This is a genomic window from Maribacter antarcticus DSM 21422, from assembly GCF_000621125.1.
Classification (GTDB): domain Bacteria; phylum Bacteroidota; class Bacteroidia; order Flavobacteriales; family Flavobacteriaceae; genus Maribacter; species Maribacter antarcticus.
Genome location: NZ_KK211214.1, coordinates 459,366 through 473,511 on the forward strand (window position 1 = coordinate 459,366; position 14,146 = coordinate 473,511).

The window sequence follows — 14,146 nt, forward strand, 5'->3', positions numbered from 1 at the left end:
ATAAACTGATGCGTTAAAGTGAATGGTGAGAAAGTATTCTTGAGTTAAATGCTTATTGATGTTAAAACATCAGCTTTAGTATTTTATAGTCATGGTTTCTTAATGTGTTTATTGCAGCTTTTTGTATAAGGCTGGTCAATACTCGGTATGCATTACTTTTGGTATCTTAGTTAAAAATTAAGCCGATGAAAATCCAATTTTCTCACTATTTTTTCGCAACAAATAACTTGGTGCTACTAGTGCTATCGCTATTTCTTTTCAACTGTAGTTCGAACGATACACCATCCATTCAACAAGAGGAAGAGCAAGAGGAAGAGCAAGAGGAAACGGTAATTTCACCCGAAGACAGGTTACCCTTGGTCGCTATTTCTACGAATGGAAACCAAATTGTAGATGAGCCGAAGATAGATGCTACGTTTACAATTATAGAAGGGGATGCGGTGTCTTATGAGGGAGGAATGGGTATTGAAATTAGAGGAGCTTCCTCTCAAATGTTTCCAAAAAAATCATTTGGGTTTGAAACTAGGGATGCCGCTAATGAGGATTTGGATGTCCCCGTACTTGAATTTCCGGAAGAGGAAGATTGGATTTTATACGCGCCATACAGCGATAAATCCCTAATGCGGAATATGTTGATTTATGATTTATCCAGAGATATGAACCAATATGCGAGTAGGACAAAATTTGTAGAGGTTACCATAAATGACTCGTATCAAGGAGTGTATGTATTCATGGAAAAGCTAAAAAGGGATTCTGGTCGCATCGATATTAATAAACTGAAAGAAGACGAAAACTCAGGAGAAGATGTAACGGGTGGTTATATTTTAAAGATAGACAAGACTGCTGGCACCAATTTAGGAGAGGGCTATAATGATCAAAATTCTTTTGTATCGACCGTTGCCCCGCCCAATGCTAATTTAGGGCAAGAAATTAATTTCCTATACGAGGAACCGGATGCAGCGGATATTACCATGGAACAGAAAACGTATATCTCCAATTATGTAGGTCAGTTTGAGGCGGCTTTAGCTTCTGATGCTTTTACGAACATAGAAACCGGTTACGAGGCCTTTATAGATGTGGATAGTTTTATCGATTTCTTTATTCTGAACGAGCTTTCCAATAACGTAGACGGCTATCGTATAAGCACGTATATGCATAAGGATAAAAATGAAAAGTTAAAAATGGGACCCATTTGGGATTTTAATCTTGCCTTTGGGAATGCCGATTATTGTGATGGTGGAAGCACCAATGTATGGGCTTACCAATTTAATCAGCGTTGTCCGCAGGATTTTTTACTGGTGCCTTTTTGGTGGGAACGTCTTTTGCAAGACCCTTCCTATGTGGCCAAGTTACAATCTAGATGGAACGAACTACGCGGTAGTAGCTTGTCAAATGGAGCTATTTTGTCAAAAATTGATTTCTATACAGCTTTGTTAAGTGTTTCCGCGGCTACAAAAAATAACTTTATAAGATGGCCTGTGTTAGGAACGTACATTTGGCCCAATAATTTTGTTGGAAATACCTCTGAACAAGAGTTAGGGTATTTGACCGATTGGATAGAGAATAGGTTGCTATGGATGGATACTGAAATAGATGGATTGTAAGCGTTTTTCTCAAATTTGAGGAAGTAGTTTTCAATATATTTACACCTATTTCTCTAGTATTAAAGTCAGCCAATTTCCGTTTTATTTCCCTTTAGGGCTAGGAAAAATAAAAGGGTCTTTGCGTAGTTGTAGATAGTTACATCTATTTAATAGTGTTCAAATCATTAAACTTTTATGGAGAAAAGTACTGTGCTTAGTCTAGGAAACCAAACCGTAAGAATCGATGTAGGAGAATTGGTTGGCTATAGAGTATCTGAAAATGAGTTTATCCATCAAAAAGGAAGTCCAGGATGGCGTAGCTCGGATACGGAAATGTTTCCCATTATAGGACCTACAAATAAAGCAAACTTTAGGGTGCTTACTCCAATGGGAGAAGCGATACAGGATCAGCATGGACTACTACGCGAAATGCAGTACGAGGTAACGCAGCAAACAGCAGCAAAAGTAGTTTTTACGAAACGGTATAAAGCGAATACAGTTGTACATAACTCAAAATTTCCCCAAAAATCTTCAGAGGAAACCTTGTCATGGCCGTATGATTTCGAATTTACCAAAACGTTCCAACTTATAGATAATGGTTTAGAGATAAGCTTTAAAATAGCAGGAAAAATCGGTATGCCTTATATGCTGGGCTACCATCCGGCTTTTAATTTACACACAGCTAGCGCAACTATAAAAACCAATGTTAAATCTATTTCTATCGCTGAGGTGTTGGCTGTTGGAAGCAGCGCGCTCCACGTTCCAAATTGTAAAAAAATGGTCCTTTCAGATAGGCAGCCTTTAGAAATTACTACAACTGGTTTTACTAGTTTTATGCTTTGGACAGAAGTGTCCAATATGGTCTGTATAGAGCCTATAACCTTTTATCCTTATGCCGTGGCACAAGAAAACTTACATGAAGGATTTTCTACATTGGATGGTAATTCCAAAGAGTATACTGTGTTTTTAAAACCGCTGCACAACTAAATAAATGATTTATGAAAAGTGCCGTATTTTTTTTAGTCATATTATGCTGGCTAAACAGTTTTTCTCAAGAAACGAATGAGGCTAGTTCTTACTATGCCAAGATTCCAACTGCACCACTCGACTATACACCAGGAGCAATGATTTCCAGAATGGTAGATGGTTTGGGTTTTCGCTATTATTGGGCCACGGAAGGTTTAACAGAGGCTGATTTAAGCTATAAACCAAGTGTAGACGCTAGAACTTTGGAGCAGACGCTAGGTCATATCTATGGTCTATCCAGAACCATTTTGAATTCCGCAAAACTAGTACCTACAGATTTCACCAAAGGACAGCTAACAATGAGCCACTTGGAAATGCGTTTTGCCACCTTGGAGAATTTTAGGCAGGCCAGTACGCTGTTTTTGACTTCCGATGATATATCCAAACATTCTATTGTTTTTATTCGGGAAAACGGCAATTCGGAATTTCCATTTTGGAACCAGATAAACGGACCAATAGAAGATGCCGTTTGGCACTCAGGTCAGGCTGTACTGCTGCGAAGAACTTCAGGAAATCCGATACACCCCAAAGTAAATGTGTTTTTAGGGAAGCTCAATGATTAACTGAAATTGGTTTGCATAAGCACCTTTCCAAAACCACAAGCAGGGGAACGGTCATTATTATGTAACTTCGTATTGTGAACCGATTTTTTCCATTTATACAGTGGATCACCACTTATAAAAAGAGCTACGTTGCAAAAGACCTGATAGCTGGTTTTACTGTGGGTATTGTTTTGGTGCCGCAGGCCATGGCTTATGCAATGATTGCAGGTCTTCCCCCGGTTTACGGTCTATATGCTGCCTTTTTACCGGTACTCACCTATGTGTTTCTCGGTACTTCCAGAAAAATTGGAGTAGGTCCTGTTGCTATGGATTCCCTACTCGTAGCAGCTGGTTTGGGGACACTTTCCATAGCTGGCCCAGAACAATACATCGCCATGGTGGCGGTCTTGGCTTTTCTTGTTGGGGCCATGCAGATGGTTTTAGGGTTATTACGCATGGGTTTTCTGGTAAATTTCCTTTCCAAACCTGTTATCAGCGGATTCACATCCGGAGCTGCTATTATAATTATGTTAAGCCAGCTTAAACACCTTTTGGGAACTGGTTCTTCTAGCAATAGCAGTACGTTTCATATACTTTTAATGGATGCATATAGCAATCTATTTGAAATAAACTCGTATTCCTTAGGTATAGGTGTCGCAGGTATTTTATTAATTTTAGTATTTAAAAAATGGAACCGTCGTCTTCCAGGTATTTTAATTGTTGTGGTATTGGCTATGGTGGCCGTATATGCGCTTAAGCTTGACGATTATGGTGTGGCATTGGTAGGTACCGTTCCTAGTGGATTACCAAATTTTGTGATGCCAAATCTCCAATGGGACAGTTTGGAAAAGTTGTGGCCCATAGCCTTGGCTTTGGCTTTGGTTGGATATTTGGAAGCAATTTCAATAGGTAAAGCATTGGAAGTTCAAAGTGGCGCGGAGACCATAGAACCAAATCAGGAATTATTGGCTCTGGGGTCTTCTAATATTATAGGGTCTTTTTTTCAGGCCTATCCCGTCACTGCTAGTTTTTCTCGGTCGGCCATAAATCAGCAATCGGGAGCAAAAACCAATTTGGCTGGGCTCTATAGCGTAATTTTAGTGGTGTTGACTTTATTATTTTTAACGCCAATTTTTCAATTTTTACCCAATGCGGCTTTGGCTAGTATCATCATGGTTTCTGTCTTCAGCTTGATTGATGTTAGCTATGCCAAAAAACTTTGGGATAATAGGCGAGATGAGTTCGTAGTCTTACTGATTACCTTTTTGTCCACTCTTTTTTTAGGGATTAAAGAAGGGATTTTTATAGGTATGTTAAGCTCATTATTGTTAATGGTTTATAGGACTTCAAAACCACATTTTGCCGTGTTAGGTAATGTAAGGAATACCGACTATTATAAAAATATAGAGCGTTTTGGCGATGAAATAACCTCTAGGGAAGATTTGCTTATTGTGCGCTTTGATGCCCAATTGTATTTTGGGAATTCAACTTTTTTTAAGAACCAATTGTTGAAAGAAGTACATAAAAAAGGGGGAGCATTGAAAGGTGTTGTTTTAAATGCGGAAGCCATAAACTATATTGATTCCACGGCGGCAGCTATGTTAACGAAGACGATACAGGTGATCCATGATATGGGAGTACAGTTCTACATCGCGGGAGCGATTGGACCCACTAGGGATATTATATTTAGTAGTGGTATCATCAATGAATTGAATAGAGCGTATTTATTTGTAAAAACAAAAGAGGCTGTAGCTTTCTATGATAACCCCAAGGCTGTGTCTGAGGTAAGCTCACGTATTGCCTATGAAAATCGGTGTAAAAAGAAAACGATGCAGGGTTCAAAAGTGTAGAACAGTGTATTTTAATGAAATAAGTGGAATTTATGAAAATAGAACAGATTTACACGGGATGTTTGGCACAAGGTGCCTACTATATAGAGAGTAATGGAGAAGTCGCTATTATAGATCCTTTGCGTGAAGTAATGCCGTATATGGACCGTGCAGTGGCAGACAGCGCAAAAATAAAATATATTTTCGAGACCCATTTTCATGCCGATTTTGTGAGCGGCCATGTTACCTTATCTAAAAAATCTGGTGCTCCTATCGTATTTGGTCCTACTGCCAACCCTTCTTTTGATGCGATTATTGCTACCGATGGTCAAGAATTTAAATTGGGAGCGCTTACCATTAAGGCACTGCATACACCAGGCCACACCATGGAGAGTACCACCTACCTCTTAAAGGGTGCCGAGGGTAAAGATTATGCGATTTTTTCTGGGGATACATTATTTTTGGGTGATGTGGGAAGGCCAGACCTTGCACAAAAAGCAGCCCACATTACACAGGAACAACTTGCAGAAACGCTATTTGATAGTTTACGAAACAAAATTATGCCTTTGGCTGACGATGTTATCGTATATCCGGCGCATGGTGCAGGTTCGGCCTGTGGTAAAAACATGATGAAGGAAACCGTGGACACCTTGGGCAACCAGAAGAAAATGAATTATGCGCTACGCGCCGATATGACCAAGCAAGAGTTTGTGAAAGAGGTGACGGACGGACTATTGCCTCCACCAAAATACTTTCCTTTGAATGTAAAAATGAACAAGGAAGGTTACGAAGATATTGCTACTGTATTGGATAGGGGAACAACGGCAATGTCCCCAGAGGAATTTGAGTTGGCAGCCAACACTACAGAAGCTTTTATTTTGGATGTAAGGCATCAAAATGAGTTTGTGACCAAGCATATTCCACGTTCTATTTTTATAGGCCTTAATGGGGATTTTGCGCCCTGGGTTGGGGCTTTAATTGCAGATACCAAACAACCTTTACTCTTGGTGATACCAGCGGGCAAGGAAGAGGAGGCTATCACTAGATTATCTAGAGTAGGATTTGATGGAACGGTAGGCTATTTAAAGGGTGGTATAGACGCATGGGAAACCGAAGGAAAGGAAACGGATAGTATCATTTCGGTATCCGCAGCGGATTTTAAAGAAAAAGTAGCAGTCGAGCAGACCCCTACTTTTGACGTTCGTAAAGAGGGTGAATATGCATCAGAGCATGTTCTTGATGCTATGCACACCCCCTTGAGCAATCTGAATAACTACCTTTCTAACTTCCCTAAGGAAAATGAGTTTTTTGTACATTGTGCAGGAGGGTATCGTTCCGTAATTGCAGCATCTATTTTAAAAAGTAGAGGCATCCATAACCTTATCGATGTAGCTGGTGGTTTTGGGGCAATCAAAGAAGAGGGTGTTGCTATGACAAATTATGTATGTCCTTCTACTTTATAAATCTGATAATCATTATTTTTCGTTTACCAATGTTCGCATAACTTTGCGGTGTAACTAGTAGTTTTTATACAATGGTCGCTTGCTCTTTTATCTATAAAAAGTCGCATTACAGTCGTTTAGGAATGCTAGAACAAATTGGGTATGAAAATAAGCATGGGTATTTTAAACAGGACCTTCCGAACTATAATCGTAATTATTGGAGGTTTTATGTGTATTTAGGTATGGTAGACGGCCCTTCTTCATTTGTGCTCTTGTTGTAGCCGGTTTATTTGCGCTACCGCTTTTGGTCAGTTTTTGTCTTCTTTATTATATGTTTGGTTTGAATACCAACAATTTTGAATAGGTAATCTAATTTCTATAGTATGCATACATTTTATCCTTTGGTTAATTGGAGTAACGGAATATTAATGATAGGTATTTTCGTCTTGGTTTGTGTTATTTTGGTTGCGGCTTTACTAAGTTTTATCAATAGCGAAAGAAATAAGGAGTAGTTGTTGTTGCAGGTATAAGATTTTTATAAGCAGGTTTATTGCGATTATTGATATACCTTAGCAGTATAATAAATTGATGTTAGATAGGCTAAATGTTTTTTACATTTCCTTATCAATTTGTGCTGGAGGCTATTTTTTATAAATTTCTTTTATTCAATACAAATTCCATTTGGAATTAGTAATTGTTAAAGAAAACCTAATAAAAATAACTTTTATGTTAAATTAATTACTAACTTTAAGTAAGATTTGTACTAAGGCGATGATTAAAAATTTTATTCAACGAATCGGGGTAATGAACTGTATATTACTCTTGGTTGTTTTGTCCATTATAGTTGTTTCTGAAGTACTTTTTCTTAGCGGTAAAAAGCTAGATGCTATTTTTATAGCTTTTTGGGCACCTACCATTCTAGGATTTATGAATTATTTTAAGGGTAAAAGATAGTGGATTTTGTATTAATATATTCGATTTTTGTAATTGTTATTTTTGTGGTATGGGTCATCTTCGTTATGCGTATGTATCGTAATCTTAATGATTAAGTGTAATCCATACTCCAAACTTCTTTTTCGATTTCCATCACTGATGTAGGATATTTTAAAACATAGGAAGCTATGATGCGTTGGCTTTCCAAGGTATTTTTCTGTAGTTTTAAAAAAGGATTTAAGTTTTTATAAGTTATAATTTGCGCTTCCTTGGGTATAAAACCATAGCCTGCGTATAGATTGTTTTTGACCAATACAATTGTTTCCTCTTCCGTAGTTCTTCCTCTGCCTTTAATTATATAATTATTTTTTTGCTCTTTCAAGGAGTTTATGGCCCATTGAACCTTACTGTTATATTCTTGTAAATGCACGATGTCCTTACAGATACCGGAGCATTTATTCAGTCTAAAATGGGAACAGTGTGGTACATTTTCTTGCAGATGACAATATTTTGGACAGAGTTCGAAATCTTCACAAAGTTTTTCCATATGCGCTCGGCAACCCGTAAGGTTATAATGGATATGAAGCGGGTTTGGAGCGAGCTTTAGCTTGTTATGTGCCAAATGGATGACTCCGTTCCTGTCTTCATAGCTAAAAATGGCATATTGTTGTACGATTTTCTTTTGGGCGCGATTGTATTTGGGGAAATGTTTTTTAATTTCTCCTGATTCATATAAGAGGGCCACTAATTCATTTCCTGTTTCTTCGAAGTCCAGAAAATGGGTATCCTTGCATAAAGCCAATTCTTTGTTGGATTTATTGTAGAAATGACCCAGCACCCTTTTTTTAATATTAATGGCTTTTCCAACATAAAGGATGGCTCCTTTAGCATCCTTAAAATAATATATTCCTGGTGTTGAAGGTAGTTTATCGAATTCTTCTTTAGGTAGGCTAGGCGGTAAGCTAGCTTCTTGTGACCTTACGTTTAAAAAAGATTTAAATACTTTTTCTGCTCCTTGGGTTCTCAATAGTTTGTGAAATAGGAGCATTGTCGCATGGGCATCTCCTCGTGCTCGGTGTCGGTCAGTTAGTGGAATACCGATAGCAGAGCATAACTTTCCTAGACTATAGGAGTTATATCCTGGGAGTAATTTACGTGAAAGGCGAACCGTGCAAAGCTTCTTACGGGAAAATTTCATGCTGATGCCTTTCAACTCATTTTTGATGACATTGTAATCAAAATTTACACTGTGCGCAACGAAAATAGTGTCGTTTGTTATTTCAAGGATTTTAGATGCAATTTCATTTAGCTTAGGAGCATTCCTGACCATATCATTGTCGATACCGGTAAGTCCAGTAATAAAATAGGGAATCTCACATTCCGGATTCACCAAGCTGGTAAACTCGTCTACCAGTTCATGACCGTCATATTTTAAAATGGAAATTTCCGTAATACGATTGCCTTTTATTCCGTTCCCTGTGGTTTCTATGTCTATAATGCAGTACACTCTTTTTGGTTATCTTTAAATTAATTACTTTAAAGCTACACCTTTTCAAGTTCAACCCAAAAATATTAGGGAAGAGTTGGGTGTAATCGCTTGATTAATCTTTCCTGAAGTCATTCTTTCGAGGCAACCGTTTAAAACTCGGTTTTTGTCTCAATACTCTAGCACTTAGCAAGCGTTTTCGATTCACAATTCAACCTTCTTTTCCCCCCTCGAAATACATACAAAATAAGTTCTAAATACTGGTTTTACTTCTAATTGTATGGCTTCGCATAGCTAGCAACAAACTACTTCACTATCTTTTCTCCACGCTCACAATAACCGACTTGCTAATGGGCGTATTACTATAATCCGCAAAATGGTTGTAGGGTATAATCATATTGGTTTCTGGGAAATAGGCGGCAACGTTCCCTTCAGGTATGTTGTAAGGAACAACTAAAAACTGTTCTGCCCTTCGCTCAATACTATCATAATTACTTACCAAATCTACTATTTCTAGTTTTTTGAAGTGCTGAGCTGTCATATCAGTCTGATTCATAAAAATAATCCTACGCTCGTTATGGATGCCTCGGTATCTATCATTGAGTCCGTAAATGGTGGTGTTGAATTGGTCATGGGAGCGTATAGTCATAAGCAATAGCTCGTTTGGTTTCATTTTATGGTCCGCAACTGCACACGCACTAAATTGAGCCTTTCCGTTTGGGAGCTTACTAAAATCTAGCTCTCGCACATTATTTGGAAGGTAAAATCCTGTCCCTTTTGATTCTTCCGTAACCGCTTCAAACCCGGTAATGGTCGCTGCTATTTTTTCTCGAATAGTATTGTAATCAGAGCCTAGGTTTTTCCACGCTACTGGATGCTTTCCCTTAAAAAATGCATCGGCCATACCACCAATAATTTCTGGTTCACTTTTTAGTTGTTTAGATTTTGGAGGTAACACCCCTTTGGTACGGTGCACTTTCCCCATGCTGTTTTCTACGGTAAGAAAACGTTGGTTGCCATTTTTAATGTCTTTTTCTGAACGGCCAAGCGTAGGGAGTATTAAGGCTTTTTGACCCGTAATCAAATGACTTCGATTGAGTTTGGTGCTGATTTGCACTGTTAGGTTACATCTTTGAAGGGCTTCTGCTGTATATTGGGTATCCGCCACAGCCGACGCAAAATTTCCGCCCAAGGCTATGAATACTTTTGCCTTCCCTTCATGCATAGCCTGTACGGCGTGTACCGTATCCAAGCCTTCTTTTTCGGGTGGTGTAAAACCAAATACTTTTTCTAGGCTTTGGTTCAATTCATTGGATACGTGGTGCATGATGCCTACCGTGCGATCGCCCTGTACATTACTATGCCCGCGAACGGGGCAGGTGCCGGTACCTAGTTTTCCCAAACTACCCTTTAGCAGCAGCAAGTTAACACATTCCTTAACATTGGCTACTCCATTTTTATGCTGTGTAAGGCCCATGGCCCAACAGATGATGATTTTATTTTTTTTCGCAAGTAGTGCTACGGTTTGATCTATTTGCTCGGAAGCAATCCCACATAATTCATATAATGTTGCTTCGGTATAATTTTCGAGATCAGATAGGAAAGATTCGTATCCGTTAGTGTAGGTGTTGATGAACTCGTGATCAAATACTTTTTCTCCTTTGGCATCTTGCGCAGCTAACTTTTTCATGAGTAGTTTAAGTAGCGCTACATCTTGGTTGATTTTTACCTGAAGATGAATATCCGTTAAGGAAGTGCCTTTGAGCATTCCATTAAGCGATTGTGGGTCTTTGAATCGGATGAGCCCCGCTTCTGCTAGGGGATTAATACTAATTATTTTTCCATCGTTTTTTTTGCAGGCCTCCAGTGCCGATAGCATTCTGGGGTGATTCGTACCCGGGTTTTGCCCAATAACCATGACTACTTCGGCTTCATGAAGATCTTCTAAGGTTACAGAACCCTTTCCAATGCCCAAGGTTTCCGAAAGCCCAACACCGCTACTCTCATGGCACATATTAGAACAATCGGGCATGTTATTGGTCCCAAAAGCCCTAACAAAGAGTCCGTATAGGAAAGCAGCTTCGTTACTAGACCTTCCGGAGGTGTAAAAAATACCTTCGTCAGGATGGCTTAGTGTCTTAAGTTCATCTGCGATAAGGGTAAAAGCGTTTTCCCAAGAAATAGGTGTGTAATGTATGCTGCCCGCTCTAAGTACCATAGGACGGGTAAGTCTTCCGCTCTTTCCGATTTTAAAATCAGACCACGTTGAGATTTCTTCAACGCTATGTGTTTTGAAGAAATCTGCATCTGCTTTTTCGTATGTTGCTTCTTCGGCCAAGGCTTTTGCTCCGTTTTCGCAATATTCTCCTAGTTTAGACGGTACTTCTGGGTCTGGCCAAGCGCAACCAGGGCAGTCAAAACCATCTTTTTGATTCATTTTTGAAAGCGTAGAAAGGGCTTCTAAGGCTCCCATTTCCTTAAAACTATGTTGTAGTGCTGCTTTGACTCCAGGGACTCCTGCAGCATAAGATGCTGTATTAGTAAGTTTGAGTCCAGTAAATCTAATAGTTCCCGTTAGGGAGATGTTCCGTTCCGTTGGTTTGGGCATGAAAAACGATTTTCATCTAAGGTATTACAAATGATTTAGATATAAACGAGCGGTTAAGCCAGCTTTAGATGGTCTTGACAATAGAAAGAGTTTTTAGTCTGATATAACGTTGGTTTTATAGCAAAGAGAGGTTATTTTCCTGAGGTTTAAATCTTGCAGTTGTTTGTTTCAGCAATCGTAGCTAAGATAACAATACGTCACAGAGGTGCTAATGTCGAAAAGCGTTTCGCAATTAAAAGTATATGGGATTGTGTTCTTACTATGCGCAGTAAAACCGAAGAAGGTGAAAAGTTGCGAATTGCAGTGCAGCCTAATGTTATTTTCCTAGTGTTTCGGTAAGATTAGAATTAGCCTCTACTTGTTCCGTTTTCTGCGAGGTCGATAAAAGTGCGGTAGCCGTTTTTTGTTCTGAGGAAATCTCGGTAGTATTAGAAATAATGTAATCAGAAATCAAATCATGATTTTTACTACAAGAAGTACTCAGGGAAATAAGAACAGTTACTAGGGAATAAAAAAAGATGTGTTTTAAAAAGTGTGGTTTCATGGACGAATTAGAGAGCTGGTTTTACGTAATACTTCAATTAAGAATCCTAAGGTATTCAGGAAATTCGTTTTGTGGATGAAATGCACTGTTTTTTCGATGAAATGCGCTATTAAAGTTTTCCAATCAGATTGTTAATAACTTTTAGATTACACCTTGTGTTTAATCCTTACGGTGTTGGACTTGCTTTTTTGGGTCGACTACTATTCTAAAAATTGGTTGTTGACTTGGAGCTGCTATTTTGTAATATACAGGTGTAGCTATTAAAAAACCCTGTAATATCATATAATTACAGGGTTTTTTGGTGGATTGTGACATCCAATCTGTGGAGCCGGAGGGAATCGAACCCTCGTCCAAACAAGCAACGTCAGTGCTTTCTACATGTTTAGTTTCCGATTAATTTTCGACGCAGGCCTGACCGGAAACGGCCCAACAAACGCTTAGCTTCTTAAGTTTTAGTGTTATTGCCAAAGCAAACAATAACCTTATGTTGACTTTTCTGGTGCTCCTAAGTGGGTCGCCATCAACAAGGGCTACCCAGGAACATCTCGCTTCCCTACCTGGTAGGGACGAGGCTAAATCCTACTGTAATTCGGATTAAGCGGCAAGAGCGTAATTGTTTTCGCCAATTAAAAGTGTGAAGTATGATATTAACGAGCTGTACCTCAGCGCTCGACATGCTTACATTGCCATTGGTCTCGCTGTCAAAACCAGTCGGCCCCATTGTCATTTCCACGTAGGCGGAAATCTATTTTTCGATAGAACAACAATATTTATCAAAGAACTATTTTAATTAAGGATTGCGAAGTTAATCAAAAGTTTGCTTACCCTTGCAAAACCTATTATATTTAGGCAAATAGCATGCCATTGTAACGTGGTCGTAACACTACTGAAACTATGGCAGTAAAAGCAGTAGCTACTAATTAGTAAACCCCTTATTGTACATGAAATTCGGTATCATCACAGAACGTAAAAATCCACCGGATAGGAGAGTGGTATTATCTCCGGAAGCTTGTAAAACGATTCTTAGGGAACATACCCACGCAGAGATCGTTATTGAGCCCTCTCTAATTCGTACGTTTTCGGACGATGCATACCGTACTCTTGGGCTTAATGTAGTATCAGAAATGGCCGACTGTGACGTACTTATAGGGGTAAAGGAAGTGCCGATTGAAAACTTGATTCCCAATAAAAAATATTTCTTCTTTTCTCATACCATTAAACAACAACCCTATAATAGTTCCTTATTAAAGGCTGTGCTTGATAAGAATATCGAGCTGTATGATCATGAGGTTATTACCAACGAGAAAGAACAACGTTTAGTTGCTTTTGGGAGGTATGCAGGTATCGTTGGTGCCTATAATGGCTTTAGAGCATATGGATTAAAATATGGAACTTTTGCATTGCCAAAAGCAGAAGCGTTGACCGATCAACAGGAATTGATTTTCGAGCTAAAAAAAATAAAACTGCCCAATATCAAAGTCCTACTTACAGGTAGGGGCAGGGTTGGCAATGGTTCTAGAGAAATGCTAGATGGTATGGGAATGCGCAGGGTAAATATTGGAGAATATTTGGAAGAAGATTTTAACGAGCCGGTCTACTGCCAGATTGATGCATCGGAATATAATAAACGCAAAGACAGGGTGCGTGGCAATAAGGCCGATTTTTTTGCGAATCCCGAAGAATATAAAAGTGATTTTTTCCGTTTTGCAAAGGTGACCGACTTTTATATCGCCGGTCATTTTTACGGACAAGGATCACCGTTTCTGTTTACCCGAGAAGATGCCAAACATCCAGAATTTAAGATAAAAGTAGTGGCAGATGTTAGCTGCGATATTGATGGACCCGTAGCTACCACAATACGACCTTCTACTATAGCCGACCCAATTTATGGGTACGACCCACAATTGGAGGAGGAAACCGATTTTACGAACCTTGATGCTGTCGCTGTTATGGCTGTGGATAATTTACCATGTGAACTACCCAGGGATGCCAGCGTAGGTTTTGGAGAAGCGTTTGTAAAAAACGTAATTCCTGCATTTTTTAATGGCGATAAAAACGGCGTTTTACATCGGGCTCGCATGACACAGCATGGGAAACTAACAACACGTTATAAGCACTTAGAATCTTACGTTAATGGGTAAGCTTTCTTAATA

The 14,146-nt window shown here is 39.0% G+C and carries 11 protein-coding genes and 1 other RNA gene; 8 read left to right on the forward strand and 4 right to left on the reverse strand.

Annotation, left to right across the window (positions count from 1 at the left end; all coding sequences use genetic code 11):
• The first annotated feature begins 185 nt into the window (after nucleotides 1-185).
• The 7 genes from Q360_RS23895 (at nucleotide 186) to Q360_RS0118565 (ending at nucleotide 7,376) form a co-directional block, all read left to right on the forward strand.
• Nucleotides 186-1,604: a CotH kinase family protein gene (locus Q360_RS23895; protein WP_051554802.1), complete on the forward strand. Its 1,419-nt coding sequence runs from the start codon at nucleotides 186-188 to the stop codon at nucleotides 1,602-1,604.
• A gap of 174 nt (nucleotides 1,605-1,778) precedes the next feature.
• Nucleotides 1,779-2,570, forward strand: a complete 792-nt coding sequence (locus Q360_RS0118535) for an aldose epimerase family protein (RefSeq protein ID WP_027078411.1) — start codon at nucleotides 1,779-1,781, stop codon at nucleotides 2,568-2,570.
• Nucleotides 2,571-2,581: 11 nt separating this feature from the next.
• Nucleotides 2,582-3,172, forward strand: a complete 591-nt coding sequence (locus Q360_RS0118540) for a hypothetical protein (protein ID WP_027078412.1) — start codon at nucleotides 2,582-2,584, stop codon at nucleotides 3,170-3,172.
• A gap of 74 nt (nucleotides 3,173-3,246) precedes the next feature.
• The gene (locus Q360_RS0118545) at nucleotides 3,247-5,001 is read left to right on the forward strand and encodes a SulP family inorganic anion transporter (protein WP_036196299.1); all 1,755 of its coding nucleotides are present in this window, start codon (nucleotides 3,247-3,249) and stop codon (nucleotides 4,999-5,001) included.
• Between the two features lie 32 nt (nucleotides 5,002-5,033).
• Complete coding sequence (locus tag Q360_RS0118550; protein ID WP_027078414.1) at nucleotides 5,034-6,443, forward strand: MBL fold metallo-hydrolase; 1,410 nt, start codon at nucleotides 5,034-5,036, stop codon at nucleotides 6,441-6,443.
• Nucleotides 6,444-6,565: 122 nt separating this feature from the next.
• Nucleotides 6,566-6,703: a hypothetical protein gene (locus Q360_RS0118555; protein WP_156950170.1), complete on the forward strand. Its 138-nt coding sequence runs from the start codon at nucleotides 6,566-6,568 to the stop codon at nucleotides 6,701-6,703.
• Nucleotides 6,704-7,226: 523 nt separating this feature from the next.
• Nucleotides 7,227-7,376, forward strand: coding sequence for a hypothetical protein (locus Q360_RS0118565; RefSeq protein WP_245603293.1), 150 nt, complete (start codon nucleotides 7,227-7,229; stop codon nucleotides 7,374-7,376).
• A gap of 91 nt (nucleotides 7,377-7,467) precedes the next feature.
• On the opposite strand, the gene Q360_RS0118570 is transcribed toward Q360_RS0118565, so the two are convergent.
• The 4 genes from Q360_RS0118570 to ssrA all read right to left on the reverse strand — a co-directional run bounded on the left by Q360_RS0118570 (nucleotide 7,468) and on the right by ssrA (nucleotide 12,712).
• Nucleotides 7,468-8,862 (reverse strand): exonuclease domain-containing protein, encoded by a 1,395-nt coding sequence (locus Q360_RS0118570; protein ID WP_027078417.1) that lies wholly within the window; start codon nucleotides 8,860-8,862, stop codon nucleotides 7,468-7,470.
• 292 nt (nucleotides 8,863-9,154) lie between these two features.
• On the reverse strand, nucleotides 9,155-11,449 hold the full coding sequence (locus tag Q360_RS0118575; protein ID WP_027078418.1) for an FdhF/YdeP family oxidoreductase: 2,295 nt from the start codon (nucleotides 11,447-11,449) through the stop codon (nucleotides 9,155-9,157).
• 316 nt (nucleotides 11,450-11,765) lie between these two features.
• Entirely contained in the window at nucleotides 11,766-11,993 is a 228-nt protein-coding gene (locus tag Q360_RS0118580; protein ID WP_027078419.1) for a hypothetical protein, read from the reverse strand.
• Nucleotides 11,994-12,313: 320 nt separating this feature from the next.
• Nucleotides 12,314-12,712: a transfer-messenger RNA gene (gene ssrA / locus Q360_RS25455) on the reverse strand.
• Between the two features lie 222 nt (nucleotides 12,713-12,934).
• Between ssrA and Q360_RS0118585 the strand changes: the two genes are divergently transcribed.
• Nucleotides 12,935-14,134, forward strand: coding sequence for an NAD(P)-dependent oxidoreductase (locus tag Q360_RS0118585; protein WP_027078420.1), 1,200 nt, complete (start codon nucleotides 12,935-12,937; stop codon nucleotides 14,132-14,134).
• Nucleotides 14,135-14,146: the final 12 nt, after the last annotated feature.

Bases quoted from the DNA above. Each gene is read 5' to 3' on its own strand.
- Q360_RS23895 (WP_051554802.1), top strand. From the start codon at position 186: ATGAAAATCCAATTTTCTCACTATTTTTTCGCAACAAATAACTTGGTG.
- Q360_RS0118565 (WP_245603293.1), top strand. From the start codon at position 7,227: ATGAACTGTATATTACTCTTGGTTGTTTTGTCCATTATAGTTGTTTCT.
- Q360_RS0118580 (WP_027078419.1), bottom strand. From the start codon at position 11,993: ATGAAACCACACTTTTTAAAACACATCTTTTTTTATTCCCTAGTAACT.
- Q360_RS0118555 (WP_156950170.1), top strand. From the start codon at position 6,566: ATGCTAGAACAAATTGGGTATGAAAATAAGCATGGGTATTTTAAACAG.
- Q360_RS0118535 (WP_027078411.1), top strand. From the start codon at position 1,779: ATGGAGAAAAGTACTGTGCTTAGTCTAGGAAACCAAACCGTAAGAATC.
- Q360_RS0118540 (WP_027078412.1), top strand. From the start codon at position 2,582: ATGAAAAGTGCCGTATTTTTTTTAGTCATATTATGCTGGCTAAACAGT.
- Q360_RS0118585 (WP_027078420.1), top strand. From the start codon at position 12,935: ATGAAATTCGGTATCATCACAGAACGTAAAAATCCACCGGATAGGAGA.
- Q360_RS0118575 (WP_027078418.1), bottom strand. From the start codon at position 11,449: ATGCCCAAACCAACGGAACGGAACATCTCCCTAACGGGAACTATTAGA.
- Q360_RS0118550 (WP_027078414.1), top strand. From the start codon at position 5,034: ATGAAAATAGAACAGATTTACACGGGATGTTTGGCACAAGGTGCCTAC.